The 17577-nt window shown below is 73.6% G+C and carries 14 protein-coding genes; 6 read left to right on the forward strand and 8 right to left on the reverse strand.

Annotated elements, in window-relative coordinates:
- Positions 1-346: 346 nt before the first annotated feature.
- The 4 genes from ACFY3L_RS08940 to ACFY3L_RS08955 form a co-directional block, all read right to left on the reverse strand.
- The gene (locus tag ACFY3L_RS08940) at positions 347-1135 is read right to left on the reverse strand and encodes a hypothetical protein (RefSeq protein ID WP_389320417.1); all 789 of its coding nucleotides are present in this window, start codon (positions 1133-1135) and stop codon (positions 347-349) included.
- Between the two features lie 76 nt (positions 1136-1211).
- On the reverse strand, positions 1212-1769 hold the full coding sequence (locus tag ACFY3L_RS08945) for a carbohydrate-binding protein (protein WP_389320420.1): 558 nt from the start codon (positions 1767-1769) through the stop codon (positions 1212-1214).
- A 28-nt stretch (positions 1770-1797) separates the two neighbouring features.
- Positions 1798-2610 (reverse strand): DNA-formamidopyrimidine glycosylase family protein, encoded by an 813-nt coding sequence (locus tag ACFY3L_RS08950; RefSeq protein WP_389320423.1) that lies wholly within the window; start codon positions 2608-2610, stop codon positions 1798-1800.
- A 9-nt stretch (positions 2611-2619) separates the two neighbouring features.
- Positions 2620-3555, reverse strand: a complete 936-nt coding sequence (locus ACFY3L_RS08955) for an LLM class F420-dependent oxidoreductase (protein ID WP_389320425.1) — start codon at positions 3553-3555, stop codon at positions 2620-2622.
- 18 nt (positions 3556-3573) lie between these two features.
- Between ACFY3L_RS08955 and ACFY3L_RS08960 the strand changes: the two genes are divergently transcribed.
- The 4 genes from ACFY3L_RS08960 to ACFY3L_RS08975 all read left to right on the forward strand — a co-directional run bounded on the left by ACFY3L_RS08960 (position 3574) and on the right by ACFY3L_RS08975 (position 7677).
- Positions 3574-4347 (forward strand): S-adenosyl-l-methionine hydroxide adenosyltransferase family protein, encoded by a 774-nt coding sequence (locus ACFY3L_RS08960; protein ID WP_389320428.1) that lies wholly within the window; start codon positions 3574-3576, stop codon positions 4345-4347.
- 107 nt (positions 4348-4454) lie between these two features.
- Positions 4455-5297, forward strand: coding sequence for an SAM-dependent methyltransferase (locus ACFY3L_RS08965; RefSeq protein ID WP_389320431.1), 843 nt, complete (start codon positions 4455-4457; stop codon positions 5295-5297).
- Between the two features lie 89 nt (positions 5298-5386).
- Positions 5387-6592, forward strand: coding sequence for a glycoside hydrolase family 5 protein (locus tag ACFY3L_RS08970; RefSeq protein WP_389320434.1), 1206 nt, complete (start codon positions 5387-5389; stop codon positions 6590-6592).
- Positions 6580-7677: a GNAT family N-acetyltransferase gene (locus ACFY3L_RS08975; RefSeq protein ID WP_389320437.1), complete on the forward strand. Its 1098-nt coding sequence runs from the start codon at positions 6580-6582 to the stop codon at positions 7675-7677. The genes ACFY3L_RS08970 and ACFY3L_RS08975 overlap by 13 nt, the downstream gene beginning before the upstream one ends.
- 19 nt (positions 7678-7696) lie before the next feature.
- On the opposite strand, the gene ACFY3L_RS08980 is transcribed toward ACFY3L_RS08975, so the two are convergent.
- Together ACFY3L_RS08980 and ACFY3L_RS08985 are read right to left on the reverse strand one after the other, a co-directional pair.
- On the reverse strand, positions 7697-8167 hold the full coding sequence (locus ACFY3L_RS08980) for an oxidoreductase (protein ID WP_389320440.1): 471 nt from the start codon (positions 8165-8167) through the stop codon (positions 7697-7699).
- Between the two features lie 256 nt (positions 8168-8423).
- Complete coding sequence (locus ACFY3L_RS08985; protein ID WP_389320443.1) at positions 8424-13604, reverse strand: DEAD/DEAH box helicase; 5181 nt, start codon at positions 13602-13604, stop codon at positions 8424-8426.
- Positions 13605-13734: 130 nt separating this feature from the next.
- Here ACFY3L_RS08985 and ACFY3L_RS08990 point away from each other — a divergent pair, with 130 nt between their 5' ends.
- Positions 13735-14127 (forward strand): hypothetical protein, encoded by a 393-nt coding sequence (locus ACFY3L_RS08990; RefSeq protein WP_389320446.1) that lies wholly within the window; start codon positions 13735-13737, stop codon positions 14125-14127.
- A gap of 82 nt (positions 14128-14209) precedes the next feature.
- Here the strand turns inward: ACFY3L_RS08990 and leuE are convergent, their stop codons facing one another.
- Both leuE and ACFY3L_RS09000 read right to left on the reverse strand, forming a co-directional pair.
- Entirely contained in the window at positions 14210-14848 is a 639-nt protein-coding gene (leuE, locus tag ACFY3L_RS08995; protein WP_389320448.1) for a leucine efflux protein LeuE, read from the reverse strand.
- Complete coding sequence (locus tag ACFY3L_RS09000) at positions 14848-16083, reverse strand: bifunctional pyridoxamine 5'-phosphate oxidase family protein/GNAT family N-acetyltransferase (protein ID WP_389320451.1); 1236 nt, start codon at positions 16081-16083, stop codon at positions 14848-14850. Before ACFY3L_RS09000 ends, leuE begins: the two co-directional genes overlap by 1 nt.
- A gap of 32 nt (positions 16084-16115) precedes the next feature.
- Here ACFY3L_RS09000 and ACFY3L_RS09005 point away from each other — a divergent pair, with 32 nt between their 5' ends.
- The gene (locus tag ACFY3L_RS09005; protein ID WP_389320454.1) at positions 16116-17438 is read left to right on the forward strand and encodes an aminotransferase class I/II-fold pyridoxal phosphate-dependent enzyme; all 1323 of its coding nucleotides are present in this window, start codon (positions 16116-16118) and stop codon (positions 17436-17438) included.
- Positions 17439-17577: the final 139 nt, after the last annotated feature.

Here is a 17577-nt window from a genome sequence, read left to right on the forward strand (position 1 = left end):
CGGCTCCGCGTGGCGTGTTCCGCGTGTGGGGGTTCCGCGCGGCTCCGCGTGGCGTGTTCCGCGTGTGGGGGTTCCGCGCGGCTCCGCGTGGCGTGTTCCGCGTGTGGGGGTTCCGCGCGGCTCCGCGTGGCGTGCTCCGCGTGTGGGGGTTCCGCGCGGCTCCGCGTGGCGTGCTCCGCGTGTGGGGGTTCCGCGCCGCTGCGTGCTTCCCGCGTGCTGGGGTTCCGCGCTGCTCCGAGCGCCGGGTTCCGCGCCGGGCCGCGCCGCTGCGGGCGGGGGTTCACAGATCGAATGGCGAATCCGGTCGCTGTGGCAGCCGATTCCGTTTTTCGATCATGCAGGGTGGCTACTCGTTGGGGAGCAGGTAGCGCCAGCTGGCTCTGACCGTGTCGCCGGAGGTCGACGTGTACGCGGGCCAGGCGCCGCGCTGGTCCAGGTCGCGGGTCAGGGTGCGGACCACGGCCCGGGCGGCCTCGCCGGACAGGTCCGCCTTGCGGAGGCCGCCGGCGTCGGGGGCTGGCAGCTTCACGTCGGCCGGCCAGGGGTTCACGGTGGGGGGCTCGCCGTCGACGGGCATCGCGACCAGGCGCACCCGGTCCGCCAGGTACGGCTGGGCCGTCGCGGACACCGACTTGTGCACGGCGGCGAGGCGGTCGCGGGCGTTGTAGAGGACGTCGGCATAGACGTGGTCGGTCTTCAGCTCGTCGAACCCCTCGGCGGTGAACCCGAGCGGGCCCGACGGTGACCACGTGCTCACCCTCGTCACGGGCGCGTTGAGGATCGTCGGCGGCGCGGACCGCGGCTTCTGCGCGTCGCTGGAGCCCAGGTCGGCGAGCAGGCCCGAGGCGAGGCTCTGCAGCTCGTCCGGGTCGAGGCGGGACCGGTACGCGGCGTCCGCGATCGCGTCGCCGTCGCCGAAGACGACGAGCCGGGGCGGGCGCAGGGCGAGCATCGCCGTGCCGGCCAGGCCACCGGTCAGCTCCCAGACGGCCAGCGGCGTGCCGTCGGGCGGCCGCAGGGTCGGGGACGGGGTCGCGGAGGCGAGCGGGGTGCTGTCGCAGGCGCCGAGCGTGGAAGCCACGAGCGCGGCCGCCGATCCGGCGAACAGCCCTCGCCGGCTCAGCCGGTGCTGCACCGGTACAACACCACACCCAGCGTCACGCCCAAGACCCTACCGCGTGCCCGCAACGATCAGTGCGCGGGCGTAAACCTCACGACACCCGACTCCAGAGCGCGGGCGTGACGGGCGGTGACCAGTCCGACTGTGACGTGTGTGCCTGCCTGCAGGCGTAGACGCCGCCCTGGTACGACACCCGCGCCCCGACCTGGTAGGCGACGCCCGCGGCCCAGGCCGGGACGACCGGTTTCGCCGCAGGTGACCGCGAGGCGGTGGTGGACGCGGGCGGCTTCGACGATGAGGGCGGTTTCGAAGAGGGCGGCGGCACGAGGGTGGGCGACGGCACCACCGATGGCACCACCGGTGGCACTGCCGGTGGTGCCACCTCTGAAGGAGCCGTGACGACGGGTGACGGTGCCGGCGCGGACGGTACCGCGGCATCATCGAAACCGGTGGGAGCCGGCGGCAGGCAGGCTGCCCCGACGCCCGCGGAGTTGTAGCAGAGTTGGCTGTCGTCGGCGCCCACGACCGGGCCGCCGTTCGAACGCGCGACCGTGATGGCGCCCAGCGTGAACACGATCAGCGCAGCCGTGCCCCACAGCAGCGTCCGGTCCGTGGGACCCAGCCGGTGAACTCCGTGCACGCCCAGCACTCCCTCGCCTGGTCAGCGAGTTCGCAGCCTACGGGCCAGGTGGCGCGGGGACAACCGGCTGGCAGCGCGGGCACCAGTACGTGATCCGGTCGTGATCGCCGCCGGTCCAGCGCTCGATTCGGGCACCGCATCGACGGCAGTCCCTGCCGGCGCGCTCGAACACCCAGTTGGTCTCGCCGCGGCGCAGCGAGCCGGTCGTCGTCTGCGTCCAGCGGCCCCGGTTGGAGTTCAGCAGCCGGTGCGCCAGGTCCACCATGGCGGGCAGGTCCGGCACCGCGCCGACCTCGGTCCACGGGTTGACACCCCTGAGGAACAGGACCTCCGCCTTGTACAGGTTGCCGATGCCGGCGAGATTGCGCTGGTCGAGCAGGGCGTCGGCGATGTGCCGGTCGGGCCGGGCGGCGAGCCGCGCGACCGCCTCCGCCGGATCCCAGCCGTCACCCATCAGATCCGGCCCGAGGTGCCCGATCAGCTGGCGCTCGTCCCTGGTCGGCACCAGCGCCAGCTCGTGCAGGTGGAAGCCGACGGCGACGGCCTGCGCCGTGTGCAACGCGACCCGGATCAGGTGTGCCGGTCGGCCGGTCCAGCGCTCGCCCGGCCGGTACGTGCGCCAGGCCCCGTCCATCCGCAGATGCGAGTGCAGCGTGTAGGCGCGGTCCGGCTCGCGGGTCAGGCGGAGCAGCAGGTGCTTGCCGTAGCTGGCGGACTCCCGCACCCGCCAGCCGGCCAGGTCCGTGGTCGCGAGCTTCGGCACCCGGAAGTCGCTGCGGGTCAGCTCGTGACCCTCCAGGGCGTCGGCGAGCACGCGGGCGGTGTTCCAGACGGTGTCGCCTTCGGGCACGGTCCTAGCTTATGGGAGCAGCGGCGCCACTTCCGTGGCGAGCAGGTCGAGGTGCTCCAGGTCGTGCAGGTCGAGCACCTGCAGGAACGCCCGGGACGCGCCGGCCTTCACGAAGTCGGCCAGCTGCTCCGCCACCCGCGACGGCGTGCCGTAGAGCTGCCCGCCCGACGCCGTCGGCCCCTTCGGGTCGAGCCCGACCGCCTCCGCCCGACGCCGGACCTCCGCCTCGGTCGCACCGCACACGATCGTCTGCGCGAACGAGAACACGATCGGCGCCCGTCCGTCGCGCCCCTCGGCCTCGATCGCGGCGACGACCCGGTCGTAGGACGCGGTGGTCTCCGCCAGGCTCGAGAACGGCACGTTGAACTCGTCGGCGAACCGTGCCGCCAGCCGAGGGGTTCGCTTGAGCCCCTTGCCGCCCACGATGATCGGCGGGCCGGGTCGCTGCGCGGGCTTCGGCAGCGCGGGCGAGTCGGTGAGGTCGTAGTGGCGGCCCTGGTAGCTGAACGTGGCGCCGTCCGGCGTCGCCCACAGCCCGGTCACGATCTCCAGCTGCTCCTCCAGCCGGTCGAACCGTTCGCCGACCGGGGGGAACGGGACCCCGTATGCCAGGTGCTCCCGCTCGAACCATCCGGTGCCGAGCCCCAGCTCGACCCGGCCACCGCTCATCGCGTCGACCTGCGCCACCGCCACCGCGAGCGGCCCCGGCAGCCGGAACGTCGCCGAGGACACCAGCGTGCCGAGGCGGATCGTGGACGTCTCGCGGGCGAGCGCGCCGAGCGTCACCCACGAGTCGGTAGGGCCGGGTGCCCCGCCGCCGGTCGCCATGTAATGGTCCGAGCGGAAGAAGCCCTCGAAGCCGAGCCGCTCGGCATGCCGCGCGAAGGCGAGCTGGTCCTCGTACGTGGCGCCGAGCTGGGGTTCGATGAACACGCAGAGCCGCATGCGTCCGACACTATCCTGATGGAGTCCTGGATCTCGTTCACCACCGACTACGGCCTCGAGGACGGCTTCGTCGCCGCCTGCCACGGGGTGATCGCCCACCTGGCGCCCGCCGCGCGGGTCATCGACGTGACGCACCTCGTGCCGCCCGGCGACGTCAGCCGAGGGGCACACGTGCTGGCACAGACCGTGCCGTCGCTGCCGCGTGGCGTACACCTCGCCGTCGTCGATCCCGGGGTCGGCACCGCCCGCCGGCCGATCGCGATCGAGGCCGCGGACGGCGGGTTCCTCGTCGGGCCGGACAACGGCCTGCTGATCCCGGCAGCGGAGGCTCTCGGCGGCATCCGTCGCGCCGTCCACCTCACCAACGCGGCATGGTTCGCGCCGGACGTGTCGCGCACCTTCCACGGCCGCGACCTGTTCGCCCCGGTGGCCGCCCGCCTCGCCACGGGCGCCGACCTGTCGTCCGCGGGAAGTGCGACTGCGGCTCTTGTACGACTGCCGCCTCTGGAGCTCGATCGGCTGCCGTCCGGCGTGGCCGCCCCGGTGCTGACGGTTGACCGCTTCGGCAACCTGCAGCTGGCCTGCTCCTCCGGCGTCACGTTCAGCGGTCGTCTCACGGTCAACGGGCACCCTGCGACCGCCGGCGGCACCTTCGGCGACGCGCCCGCCGGCGGGCTCGTCGTGTTCACCGACTCCGCCGGCTACCTGGCCGTCGCGGTCAACGGCGGCAGCGCCGCCACGCTGCTCGGCGTCCGGGCCGGCGACCGCGTGACCGTCCTGCACGACGCGTGACGAGCTCGTTGCCCGATGTGTTCGGTAGTGACGGAGGGTGATGCCTCGGCATATGATCCAGGCGTTCGATCGATCACAACGGCATCGCATATAGCGGAGAGTGGGACATGTCAGGCGCCGACTGGATGAAGCCCAAGCCCGACGAGACCCGCGAGCCGGTCGACCTGCAGACGGACCGGCCACACCCGGCCCGGGTGTACGACTTTCTGTTGGGCGGCAAGGACAACTTCCCCGCCGACCGGGGCGCCGCCGAGGCCGGCCTGCGGGCCAACCCCAACAGCCGCATCCCCCCGCGCGAGAACCGGGCGTTCCTGCGCCGCACGGTCGAGTACCTGGCCCGCGAGGCGGGCATCCGGCAGTTCCTCGACATCGGCACCGGCATCCCGACGTCACCCAACGTGCACGAGGTCGCCCAGGCGATCGCGCCCGACTCGCGGATCGTCTACGTCGACAACGACCCGATCGTCCTCGCCCATGCCCGCGCGCTGCTGACCAGCAAGCCCGAGGGGCGCACCGAGTACATCGACGCCGACCTGCGCGACACCCGGCGGATCCTCGACTCGCCGCAGCTGCGCGAGGTCATCGACTTCGACCAGCCGGTGGGCCTGTTGCTGATCGCGATCCTGCACTTCGTGGGCGACGCTGACGAGCCGTACCGGATCGTGCAGGAGCTGGTCGACGCCCTGCCGTCCGGCAGCTACCTCGCGCTGTCGCACCTCACCGGCGACTTCGACCCCGTCGCCTGGGAGCACGTCGCCGCCATCTACGCCCGCCAGGGCGTGACGATGCAGGTCCGCCCGCACGCCGACATCGCCCGGTTCTTCACCGGCCTGGAGCTCGTCGACCCCGGCCTGCCCCTCGTCACGAAGTGGCGCCCCGACGCCGAGGTCTCGCCCGACATCACCGACACCCAGGTCTCGGTCTACGGAGGCGTGGCCAGGAAGGCCTAGCCCCTGCCTTCGGGCCGCACCGGGCTGCTTCGGACTGCTTCGGACTGCTTCGGGGGTGTGACCGGCGGGCCGTCGGGCAGTGCCGTGCCGTGGCTCGCAAAGCTCCGGCGCTGGCGATGGTGCTGCTCCTGCTGCTCGTGACGCTGGTGGTGCCGGTGGCGTGGCCGCGTGCCCTGCGGACGGTGTGCACCACGGACATCGTCCAGGCCAGGGCCGTCGCCGGGCTGGCCAACTTCTCCGCCTGGCTGCGCCGCAACAACGCGACCGGGTTCATCGGGGAGATCGGCTGGCCCGCCGACCGCGACGCGGCGCAGTGGTCCGAGGTCGCCGAGGCCTGGTACACCGCCGCCGACGCCGTCGGCCTGCCCGTCACCGCCTGGGCGGCCGGCACCTGGCCCGCCAACTACCCGATGGCCGTCTACCGCCCGGTCGCGCAGGGCATGGACGTCGACGTCGTCGGCCCGCAGGCCCACATCGTCGAGCGCCACGGCACCGCCGCCGGCTACCTCCGCGGCGTGAACCTGGCCGCCGGCTCCTTCGCCACCTCCGAGGTCAACGGCGGCTTCGGCGGTGCCAACCCCGGCCGGTACGGCGCCGACTACACGTACGAGACGCCCTCCAGCTACGAGTTCCTCGCCTCCCGCGGCGTCCGCCTCGTCCGTCTCGCCGTCAACTGGGAACGCCTCCAGCCTGTCCCCTTCGGACCCTTGTCCTCCACGGAGGTCGCGCGGGTCCGATCCGCGCTGGACCACGCCCGCGCCGCCGGTCTCCTCGTCGTGCTGGACCTGCACGGGTATGGCGACTTCGCCCTCGGCGGCGGCCGCCACCAGCAGACCCTGCTGCGCCTCGGCGCCCCCGACCTGCCGACCACCGCGCTGGCCGACTTCTGGCGCCGCATGGCCCCGGCCGCCGACAACCCCGCCGTCATCGGCCTGGGCCTCCTCAACGAACCCACCCGCCTCGCCGCCGACGGCCGCGCCGGCGCCCTGATCTGGGAACGCGCCGCCCAGCAGACCGTCGACGCCATCCGCGCCATCGACGACCGTCGCGCCCTGCTCATCAGCGGCTACATGCCGATGGGGCCGCCGTCGTGGGGCCTCATGCACCCGCGAGCCTGGATCCGCGACCCGCTGCACCGCGTCGCGTACGAGTCCCACGCCTACTTCGACCACGACGGCAGCGGCCACTACTGGAGCTCCTACACAGACGAGCTCCGCGACGTCACCTGGCCCCACCCCACCCTCTGCCAGCAACTGACCCCTCTGACCCGCCAGGTGCTTCAATGGCCCGGGTGACCACCGTCCGCCCTGCCCGCCCCGCCGACCTGCCCGCCGCCGCCGACGTCTGGCACGCGGCGAACGTCGCCCGCGGCCTCCCTCCGACCCCGCAACGCCTCGCCCGCATCCGCGCGAAGCTGGCCGCCCCGGACGCCCAGGTCCTGATCGCCGTCTTGCCCCCGCTCACCCCCACTACCCCGTCCGCCGTCCCCGCACCGGCGCCTGCCGTCTCCGCAGCCGCGCCAACCGGTCCGGCGGCTGTTCCAGCTCCGTCCTGGCCGGCACCCACCGGCCCCACACCGCCACTCGCCGAGACGACCGGTCTTGCCTGTTCCCCGACGGGACCTGCGGCTCCGGCGGGCGCGCTCGCTGGTTCGACGGCCGGCGCTGTGCGTTCCCCGACGGGACCTGCGGCTCCGGTGGGCGCGCTCGCTGGTTCGACGGCCGGTGCTGTGTGTCCCGCGGCGGGACCTGCGGCTCCGGTGGGCGCGCTCGCTGGTTCGACGGCCGGCGCTGTGCGTTCCGCGGCGGGACCTGCGGCTCCGGCGGGCGCGCTCGCTGGTTCGACGGCCGGTGCTGTGTGTCCCGCGACGGGACCTGCGGCTCCGGCGGGCGCGCTCGCTGGTTCGACGGCCGGCGCTGTGCTTCCCGCGACGGGACCTGCGGCTCCGGCCGGCGCGCTCACCGGTGCCGCGTCGGCACCCGCTGGTTCGACGGCCGGACAGGGCAGGTCCCCGGTGGCTTCGGCCGGCACAGCGACGAGCGGACCCGGGGCAGCGCCTGCCGAGGCTGGAACGGTGGTCGGCATGGCGCTGGTCGAGCCGGGGCGTGCCGACGACGGCGCGGGTGCACCGATCCCCGGGTACGGTCACGTGTCGATGGTCTTCGTCCACCCCTCCCACTGGTCGAACGGCTACGGACAGCACCTCCTCCGCGCGGTCCATGCCCTCGGCTACACGCGCACGACGCTGTGGACCCGCCGATCCAACGAACGCGCCCAACGCCTCTACGCCGCCGCCGGCTACGCCCCGACCGGCCGCACCGCCCACCTCCTCGACGGCGACGAGATCATCCAGTTGGAGCACCGCGCCGAGCCGGTCTGACCTTTACCGCCGGGCCGGCTCACCGCGGTCCGTCCCAGGTCCAGTGCGGCATCGTGACGCCGGCGGGCACCTGGGAGCCCGGCTGCGAGTACCGCATGACGTCCGCCGCCGCCCAGGTCATGTACTCACGCAACGCCGCCCGGAACTCCGGCTCCGCGGGCAGGCCGGCGTCGTCGCACGCGAGCACGAAGCAGCGCACGAACCGCTCCCCGAGGTCGTCGTCGGCACCCGACCGCGCGTGCAGGTCGAGCATGCCGAAGTGGGTGCCGCACGTCTGCGAGTACGCGGGCGGACCGCCGAACACCTCGGCCAGGTACGTCCCGAGCCGCTGCACATGCTCAGGGTGCTGCCCCGGATGCCCGAACGGATGGTTGAGCACCGGATCCGCAAGACACCGCTCATGCAGCGCCGCCGCCAGCGCCTGGAACGCCGGGGCGCCACCGGCGTGCTCGAACAGCGAGACCCGTCGCTCGCCCGCGAGTTCGCTCATCGCGCTGTCTCCTTCCGTGGTCACACGATGGTCGCGTGCCGGTCGCCGGCTCCGCAGGCGGAGCGTCTGGTCGGGTGTGCGGTCCGTCTCCGCGGGTGAAGCGTTCGGGTCGGCTGGGCGGTCCGGCTCCCCCGGGAGGAGCGCTTGACCGGGATGTGGATCAGTGGGCAGAGCGCTTGACCTGGGTGTGGATCAGTGGGCGGAGCGCTTGACCGGGGTATGGGTCAGTGGGCGGAGCGCTTGACCGGGATGGGGATCAGTTCCGCAGGCGCAGTCCCTTCGGGGTGGTCCGGAACCCGGCCGCCGACAGCGCGTCGCCGAGGGCCGACGTGTGAATGGACTCCCCGTCGGCGCGCTCGACCGACATCGCGCCGAGCGCACCGCCGTGGACGGCATCGGCGAGGGCCTTCGCGGCGAGCGCGAGCAGTTCGGTGTCCTCGACGTACGACAGCAGCGTCCGCCCTCCGCGCTCCACATAGATGACGAGGTCACCGCCGACCGTGACGACGAGCGCGCCCGCCTTGCGCCCCGGCCGGTGCCCGGAGCGCTCACCGTCACCGGCGTCGATGACCCGCTCGGGCCAGGGCAGCGCGGCACCATACGGGTTGGCTGGATCGGTCGCGGCGAGGACCAACGCGTCGCGGGTGTCGGTGCCGCCCCGCAACCGGTCGACGGCCCCCGGCAGCGCGAACTGCGCCGCGCCCAGGCCTTCGACGAAGTAGCCACGCCGGGCGGCGCCCCGCTCCTCCATCGCCGCGAGGACCGGGTACACGCCGGCGAACGCCCCCGGCAGGTCCTCGGCCATCACCGCCCCGCGGGTGACGACCCCGTGCCGGTCCAGGAGCAGCTCGGCGTTGGCGGTCGCCCGGCGGGTCGGGTCGAGGTCCCGGTCGGGCAGCCGGTGCCACCGCCCGGCCCCGGTCGGCGGACCGGACCGCCCGCTGGCGAGCGATGCCCGCGCCGCCGCGATGCCCGCGCGCCGGTACCGCGACCGAGGTGCGGCCGGCTTCGCCTTGTGCGCTCCGCCGCCACCGAGCTTCGCCCGCAGCGGACCGAGCGTGTCATTGGACAGCTGCCCGGCCCACACCAGATCCCAGACAGCGTCGAGGACCTCCGCCTCGCTGACGAACCCCGGCGCACCCCAACCGTCCGAGTCCCGACCCGGAGCGCCGGCGTCGCGTGCGCCCGCCGAGCCTGCGTGGAGCGACGCTTCGACGCCGCGCAGCGTCTCGCTGATCGAGCCAGGTGCCGCCTTCGTCCGCCGCAGCCGGGCGACGGGAACCGGTGGCGGCACGGCCGCTTCAGCCTCCGCGTCACCGGCGGAACGGCCCGCACCCCCATGCCCCCGCGCGGCGGCCTCGTCGCCCGTCGCAGGCAAGACCCCGGATCCGTCGTCAGGCGCAGGCAAAGCCACCGGCTCACCGGGCGCCGATGAGACCACGGACCCGTCACCCGACGCCCGCAACACCCCAGCCTCGCCGCCGGATGCCGGCAATGCCCCGGAATCGCCGTCGGATGCCGGCAACGCGACGGAATCGCCGTCGGATGCCGGCAACGCGACGGAATCGCCGTCGGATGCCGGCAACGCGACGGAGTCCCCGCCGGACACCGGCCAGGGCATCGACTCGCCACCGGACGCCGATGACCTGACGCCCTTCCCGCCCGGACGCGACCTGCCTTCACTCGCGGAGGATCCGGCCGCGGACGACGAGCTCGCGCCGCCCCTGGACGGCGACCCAGGCGCAGACGACGGCTCCGCGCCCACCGCGGAATGCGGAGTCGCAGGTGGCGGAGCGGAGGCAAGGATCTCGTTGACCCGCTCCGCCAGCGTCCGCAGGAACAGGGCCTGCCCACCCGCGAGCGCGGTGAGGATCGCGGCGTGGACGGGGCCGCCGACGTCGGTGGGCGGCGGGAGGAGCAGCGACGCGGTGTCGGCGAACGCGAGACTGATCCACCCGTCGTGCTCGCCGATGGCGCCACCCCCGGACCAGAGCAGGTCGCCGGACGCGCACAGCTCGTCGAGGTAGGCGGGCGTGTAGTCGGCGACGCGGGCGGGCAGGATCAGCCGCTCCAGGGCGGATGCCGGCATGGCGATGCCCTGGAGCTGCTCGACCGCGGCGGCGACGGCGTCGATGCCCCTGGCCCGGGACGAGCCGACCTGGTGCCACTGCGGCAGGAAGCGGGCCAGCGCGCGGGGCGGCACGGGCTCGATCTCGCGGCGCAGCGCGGCCAGGGACCGGCGGCGCAGCAGCCGCAGGATCTCCGCGTCACACCACTCGGTGCCCGCGCCGCCGGGCGTGAACTCGCCGGAGACCATCGCCGGCAGCCGGCGCAGCGCCTGTTCGACGACGAAGACGCCGAGCCCGAAGCGGGCCGCGCAGGTCGCCGCGCTGAACGGCGCGTGTGTGCGGCCATAGCGGGTGACGAGGTCACCGAGCGGGTCCGCGACCGGCTCCAGGTGGGCGGTGGGCAGGCCGACGGGCAGCGCCACGCCGAGGGCGTCGCGGAACCGGGCCGCGTCCTCGACCGCGACCCAGCGGGGCTCCCCGGCGACGCGGACCTGGATGGCGCGGCGCCGCTCGCCCAGCTCCGCCGCCCACGCGGGGTCGGCACCGCGGGCGGTGAGCTCGGCGTCGGACAGGTCGCCCAGGACGCGGAGCATCTCGGCGACGTCCTCGGCGTCGCGCGGGGTCCGCTGGTCACCGAGCCACTGCAGGGTGCGCTCGGTTGCGGAGACGACCTCGGGGTCGAGGAGCTCGCGCAGCTCGACCCGGCCGAGGAGCTCGGCGAGCAGCGTCGGGTCGAGGGCGAGCGCGGCGGCCCGGCGCTCGGCGAGCGGCGCGTCACCCTCATACAGGAAGGCGCCGACATAGCCGAAGAGCAGCGACCGGGCGAACGGTGACGGCCGCGGCGTCTCCACCTCGACGAGGCGCAGCTTGCGGCCGGCGATGTCGCGCATGACGCCGACGAGCCCGGCGACGTCGAACACGTCCTGCAGGCACTCGCGCGCGGCCTCGAGGGTGATCGGGAAGTCGGCATAGTCGCGGGCGACGTCGAGCAGCTGGGCGGAGCGCTGCCGCTGCTGCCACAGCGGCTGGCGGCGGCGCGGGTCGCGGCGGGGCAGGAGCAGGGCGCGGGCCGCGCACTCGCGGAACCGGGCGGCGAACATCGCCGACGTGCCGACGGTCTCCTCGACGATGCCGGCGATCTCGTCGGGGTCGAACGCGACCAGGTCGGCGCCGGGCGGCTCGTCGGCGACGTCGGGCAGGCGGACCACGATGCCGTCGTCGCTGGGCATGACCTGCGCGTCGACGCCATAGCGCTCGTTGAGCCGGCGGGCGATCGCCAGGGCCCACGGCGCGTTGACCCGGGCGCCGAGGACACAGTGGACGGTCATCCGCCAGTCACCGAGCTCGTCGCGGAACCGCTCGACCAGCACGGTGCGGTCGTCGGGCAGGTGACGCGTCGCTTCGCGCTGCTCGCGCAGGTAGGCCAGGAGGTTGTCGGCGGCCCACTCGTCGAGCCCGCCGCTGCGCAGCTGCTTGTGGGCGGCCTCGTCGCCGGCCTTGACGAAGCCGCGCAGCCGGGCGCCGATCGCGCGGCCGAGCTCGACGGGGCGGCCAGGAGAGTCCCCCTTCCAGAACGGCATCTTCGCGGCGGCGCCCGGCGCGGGGGAGACCAGCACCCGGTCGGGAGTGATGTCCTCGATGCGCCACGAGGTCGAGCCGAGCAGGAACACGTCGCCGACGCGGGACTCGTAGACCATCTCCTCGTCGAGCTCGCCGACGCGGGCGGCCTTCTCCGCGCCGGCCAGGAACACGCCGAAGAGCCCGCGGTCGGGGATGGTGCCGCCGCTGGTGACCGCGAGGCGCTGGGCGCCGGGGCGGGCGGTGAGCACCCCGTCGGTGCGGTCCCACACGATGCGGGGGCGCAGCTCGGCGAACGCGGTCGACGGATAGCGGCCGGCGAGCATGTCCAGCACCGCGGACAGCGCCGACTCGGGCAGGTCGGCGAACACGGCGGTGCGGCGCACCAGGGCCGCCAGCTCGTCGACGTGCCACGGCTCCATGGCGACCATCGCGATGATCTGCTGGGCGAGCACGTCCAGCGGGTTGCGCGGATAGCGCAGCTCCTCGATGCCGCCCTCGACCATCCGCTCGGCGACGACGGCGCACGAGACGAGGTCGCCGCGGTGCTTCGGGAACACCACACCGCGGGACACGGCGCCGACCTGGTGCCCGGCGCGTCCGACCCGCTGCAGGCCGGCGGCGACGCTCGGCGGCGCCTCGATCTGCACGACCAGGTCGACGGAGCCCATGTCGATGCCGAGCTCCAGGCTGGAGGTGGCGACGACGGCCGGCAGCTGGCCGGACTTGAGCGCTTCCTCGATGTGCTTGCGCTCCTCGCGGGAGACGCTGCCGTGGTGGGCGCGCGCCACGACGGGCGCCGCACCGTTGGCGGTGCCGGCCTGCGCCATCATCTCCGCCGGCGTCCGTGGCGGGGTGGGTGCGGGGACACCGGCACGGGCCGCGGACAGCTCGTTGATCCTGGCGCAGAGGCGCTCCGCGCCACGTCGCGAGTTGGTGAACACGATCGTGGAGCGGTGGCCCTCGATCAGGTCGAGGACCCGTTCTTCTACGGCGGGCCAGATCGACGCCTGCCTGGGCGCCCCGTCGTCGTCCTGCGAGGGGTCGGTCTCGCCGAGGGCGGTCATGTCCTCGACTGGCACCTGCACCTCGACCTGGATGGTCTTGGCGCTGGGCGGCTGCACGACCTCGACGGGCGCGGACCCGCCGAGGAACCTGCCGGTCTCCTCGATCGGGCGGACGGTCGCTGACAGGCCGATCCGCTGTGCGGGCCGCTCCAGCAGGGCGTCGAGCCGCTCCAGCGACAGCGCCAGGTGCGCGCCGCGTTTCGTCGCGCAGACCGCGTGGACCTCGTCGACGATCACCGTCTCGACGCTGCGCAGCGACTCCCTGGCCTGCGAGGTGAGCAGCAGGAAGAGCGACTCGGGCGTGGTGATCAGGATGTCGGGCGGGGTCTTGGTGAACGCCCGCCGCTCGTCGGCCGGGGTGTCGCCGGTGCGCATGCCGACCCTGATGTCGGGCGGCTCCTGCCCGAGTCGCGCCGCCGCCTGCCTGATGCCCGCGAGGGGGGCCCGCAGGTTGCGCTCGACGTCGACCGCCAGGGCCTTCAGCGGGCTGACATACAGCACCCGGCAGCGCTTCGCCGCTTCCACGTCTGGTCGAGCGGCCAGCTGATCCAGGGACCACAGGAACGCGGCCAGGGTCTTGCCGGAGCCGGTCGGCGCGACCACGAGGGCGTGCCGGCCGGCACTGATCGCCTGCCACGCGCCGGCCTGCGCGGCGGTGGGCGCCGCGAACGCCGCACCGAACCACTCCCGCGTCGCCGCACCGAACCGACCCAGCTCATCCATGCCTCCATCCTGCCCCCGGGGTATGACACTTTCCCCCGACCGGCCGACACCGCCGATAGGATTAGTCCGATTTGTACGAAAGGGGGAGTTTGGCTAGGATGTACCAATCCCCAGAACACAGGAGCAGCCGGTGGCAGGACAGCGCACGATCGTCCAGCGGGCGATCCGCCAGGAATCGGAAGTGCTGCTGCGCCAGCTCGACGCCTACCTGGCCGCCCTGCGCGCCGGACGCGGCACCGCGGAGGTCGGGCACGCCGAGCGGATGGCCGAGGCCCTGCGCCGCCTGATCGCCGACACCGCCAGGTCGAGCGCGGTCGACCGGGCCCGCGTCCGCGCCGCCGTGCACTACTTCGTCTACCGCGGCGCCGGCGACGGCCCGGCCCGGGCCGGCGGCGGTGCCAGGCTGGCGCTGCTGACCGGCGGCCGGGCCCCGGCCGACCGCCGCCGTCAGGGTGACGACGACCGCGTCGTCAACGACCTGCTCCGCGACCTCGGTCGCGCCGACCTGATAGTCGAGCACTGATGACTTGCCTGGCCGGGCAGCGAAGAGGGTCCCCCATCACCAGTGGGGGACCCTCCCATGCGTTACCCGCCCAGTCGCGAGGCTAGGAGATGCTGGCCGTCGCCAGCTTGATGCTGAACGCCAGGAACAGGCCGCCGACCGTGGTGCTCAACCCGGCGGCGAGCTTCCGCCGGGAGCGGAACTGCTCGGCCAGATACCGGCCGGCGAAGATGAGCACGGTCAGGTAGATCGCGCTCAGGACCTCGGCGACGATCCCGAGCAGCAGGAAGCTCACCGCCGGATGGGCGTAGTCGGGGTCCACGAACTGGATGAAGAACGACACGAAGAACAGGATCGCCTTCGGGTTGAGCAGGCTGATCACCAGCGCGCGCCGGAACGGGCGGTCGGCCGGCGGCTCGGGCCGCGGCGCCGAAGCGGGTGCCCGTAACCGCCGGACGGTGTCGACCACCAGGCGGATGCCGAGATAGGCCAGGTAGCCCGCACCCGCGTACTTCACCAGGAGAAACAGCCAGGGATAGGTGTGCAGCAACGAGGCGACGCCACCGGCGGACAGGACCATGAGCAGCGCGTCGCCGAGCCAGACCCCGGCCGCGCCCCGATACCCGTCCCGCACGCCGCGACGGGCGGCGACCGACAGCACGTACAGCGAGTTGGGGCCGGGCAGGAGCACGATTGCGGCCGTGCCCAGCACATACGTCCAGGGGTTGGTCACGCCGAGCATCAGCGCCCGCCCGCTTGCAGCGCCGCCGTCAGCCGCTCCCGCGCCGCAGGCCACTCGTCGGCGAGCATCGCGAAGCAGGCCGTGTCGCGCCAGCTGCCGTCGGGACGCTGCCGGTGCGCGCGCAGCACACCCTCGCGCTCGGCGCCGAGCCGCACGATCGCCTGCTGCGAGCGCTCGTTGCGGATGTCGGTGTGCCATTCGAGCCGGATCGCGCCCAACGTTTCGAACGCGTGCGCCATGAGCAGCAGCTTCGACTCGGTGTTGATCGCCGTGCGCCAGTGCGGGCGGCCGAGCATCGTGTGCCCGATCGCGATCGAGCGGCGCGCCTCGTCGATCGCGTAGTAGGAGGTGCTGCCGAGGATCTCTCCTGTCGACGGATCCCGCTGTACGAAGGGAATCCGCGTCGGATCCTTGATCGCCACGTCCACGATCGCGGCCATCTCGGCGGCCGTGGCGGGGCGGGCGACGGTGAGATGCGTCCAGACCTCGGCATTGTCGAGCGCGGCGAACAGGCCCTCCGTGTGCACGTGGTCGAGCGGCTCCAGCACGACGTGCCGCCCCCGCAGCGTCGGCGCGCCCAGCCAGCCGGCCTCGGAAGGCCGGAGATAGCCGGGCAGCGGCACGAGCACGCCCGGCGCCGGCTCGGGCCGCCCGGCGACGAGCTTGAGCGGTACAACTCCCGCCCAATGCGGCAAGAGCAGGTCTTCCTCCTCGTCGCCGACGCCGCCGGTGCGGACCTTCGCCGAGACCTCCTGCAGCGTCAGGGCCAGCACGGCCGTCTTGGCCAGCTCCTTCGCATTCGGCGGGCGGCTGTCGGCGGTGCGGCCGGGCATGATCTTGTCGACCAGCGCCGCGAACGCCCGGTCGCGCTCGGCGGGGTCGGTGACCAGCCGCGCGGCGCCGTGCGCGACCACGGAGCGGTAGTTGGCACTGTGGTGGAACTGCGAACGCGCGAGGACCAGCCCGTCGATCAGCGTCACCGTCACGCAGATCGGCAGGCCGCCGGGGCGGGCCGCGAGCGTCGCGCTGCTCCCGGTCGAGCCGTGCAGGTAGACCGTGTCGCCGATGCGCGCGTGCAGGTTCGGCAGGACCCGCGGCTCGCCGTCGACGACGAATCCGACGTGGCAGACGTATCCCTCATCGAGAACCGAGTGCACCAGATCGGCGTCGTACGACGCGCGCTCCGCCAACCGTCTCGGCGTCGTTCTCGGCGTTCGCTGGTACGTTTCCACCATGACCTCGTTTGTTCTAGTACAATCTTGAAACTGTGGCAGTACAGTATCAGCCGACGGGTGCGACGGCAGCCCAGATTTCGGCCAGCGTCGAGAGCGGCATCCGCACCGGCGGGCTCGACCCGGGCACGGCGTTGCCGTCCGTCCGCGCGCTCGCGGCAGATCTGGGTGTGAGTCCCGCCACCGTCGCGGCCGCCTATCGGTCGTTACGCGAGCGGGGCCTGGTCGAGACGGCGGGCCGCGGCGGCACGCGGGTCCGGCCGCGCCCACCCGTGGCCAGGCGCGGCCAGCACGGGTTGGCGGTGCCCGCCGGCACCCTCGACCTGGCCAGCGGCGCGCCCGATCGCGCGCTGCTGCCGGTGTACGCGCCGCACCTGATCCGATTGGCCGAGACCATGCCCGTGGTCGGCTACTCGGGGGGAGGCCCGCTGCCTGAGCTGCTCGACCTGGCCGGCGAGCGGTTCGCCGCCGACGGCATCCCGTCCGGACGCCTCACCGTCACGGGCGGTGCGCTCGACGCGATCGAGCGCGCCCTCGTCGCGCACCTGCGCCCCGGCGACAAGATCGCGGTCGAGGACCCGGGCTGGGCGAACCTGCTGGACCTGGTCGCGGCGCTCGGCTACACGCCCGTGCCCGTGCCCGTCGACGACGAGGGGCCCACCGAGGAGGGACTGCGGGCGGCGCTGAGCGCGGGGGTGGCCGGGCTGGTCGTGACGTCCCGCGCCCAGAATCCCACCGGAGCGGTGATCTCCGGGCGGCGGTCCGCTGCGTTGCGGCGTCAGCTCAGCACGTACCGGCAGCTCCTGGTCCTGGAGGACGACCACGCGGCGGAGCTCGCGCACGACAGGGCGCACCCGCTGGCCGGCTCGACCGGTGCGTGGGCCTACGTCCGGTCGCTGTCCAAGCCGTACGGGCCGGATCTGCGCGTCGCGGCGGTCGTCGGCGACGAGGTGACCATCGCAAGGATCGAAGGGCGCATGCGACTCGGCACGGGCTGGGTCTCCACCGTCCTGCAACGCCTGGTCGTCGAGCTGTGGAAGGACCCGGCCGCCACCGCGGCGGTCGACCGTGCCCGCGACATCTACGCGACCCGCCGGGAGGCGATGCGCGCCGCGCTCGGCGATCTGCCGGCCCATGGCGTCAGCGGCATCAATGTCTGGCTCCCCGTGCCGGACGAGACGTCGATGGTGGCGGGGCTGCGCGAGGACGGCATCGCCGTGGCGCCAGGATCCATGTATCGGCTGCTCACGCCCCCTGGTATTCGCATCACGACGGCCTGTCTCGACCCCCGTGACGCCGGACGGGTGGCCGCCGCGGTGCTGCGCCGTCTGGCCGGCACCTCCCGGCTGCAGGCGTGACCCGCGGGGCGGAATTGTCGGACCCGGCGGTTAGTCTCCGTGGGTGGTCGCGGGGTTCCGCAGCCACCGACGCACCCGAAGTCGTCCGCGCGCTGTTGGGCAGGGAGCAGCGTTTCTCAGGGTGCGTCATCAAGAAGGG

Source organism: Dactylosporangium sp. NPDC000521 (assembly GCF_042898305.1).
In the GTDB taxonomy this organism is placed as follows: Bacteria; Actinomycetota; Actinomycetes; order Mycobacteriales; family Micromonosporaceae; genus Dactylosporangium.

What these genes read in the sequence shown, in the direction of transcription:
- ACFY3L_RS08960 (WP_389320428.1), top strand. Translation starts at nt 3,574, where the DNA reads ATGGAGTCCTGGATCTCGTTCACCACCGACTACGGCCTCGAGGACGGC.
- ACFY3L_RS08985 (WP_389320443.1), bottom strand. Translation starts at nt 13,604, where the DNA reads ATGGATGAGCTGGGTCGGTTCGGTGCGGCGACGCGGGAGTGGTTCGGT.
- ACFY3L_RS08975 (WP_389320437.1), top strand. Translation starts at nt 6,580, where the DNA reads ATGGCCCGGGTGACCACCGTCCGCCCTGCCCGCCCCGCCGACCTGCCC.
- ACFY3L_RS08965 (WP_389320431.1), top strand. Translation starts at nt 4,455, where the DNA reads ATGTCAGGCGCCGACTGGATGAAGCCCAAGCCCGACGAGACCCGCGAG.
- ACFY3L_RS08955 (WP_389320425.1), bottom strand. Translation starts at nt 3,555, where the DNA reads ATGCGGCTCTGCGTGTTCATCGAACCCCAGCTCGGCGCCACGTACGAG.
- leuE (WP_389320448.1), bottom strand. Translation starts at nt 14,848, where the DNA reads ATGCTCGGCGTGACCAACCCCTGGACGTATGTGCTGGGCACGGCCGCA.
- ACFY3L_RS08980 (WP_389320440.1), bottom strand. Translation starts at nt 8,167, where the DNA reads ATGAGCGAACTCGCGGGCGAGCGACGGGTCTCGCTGTTCGAGCACGCC.
- ACFY3L_RS09000 (WP_389320451.1), bottom strand. Translation starts at nt 16,083, where the DNA reads ATGGTGGAAACGTACCAGCGAACGCCGAGAACGACGCCGAGACGGTTG.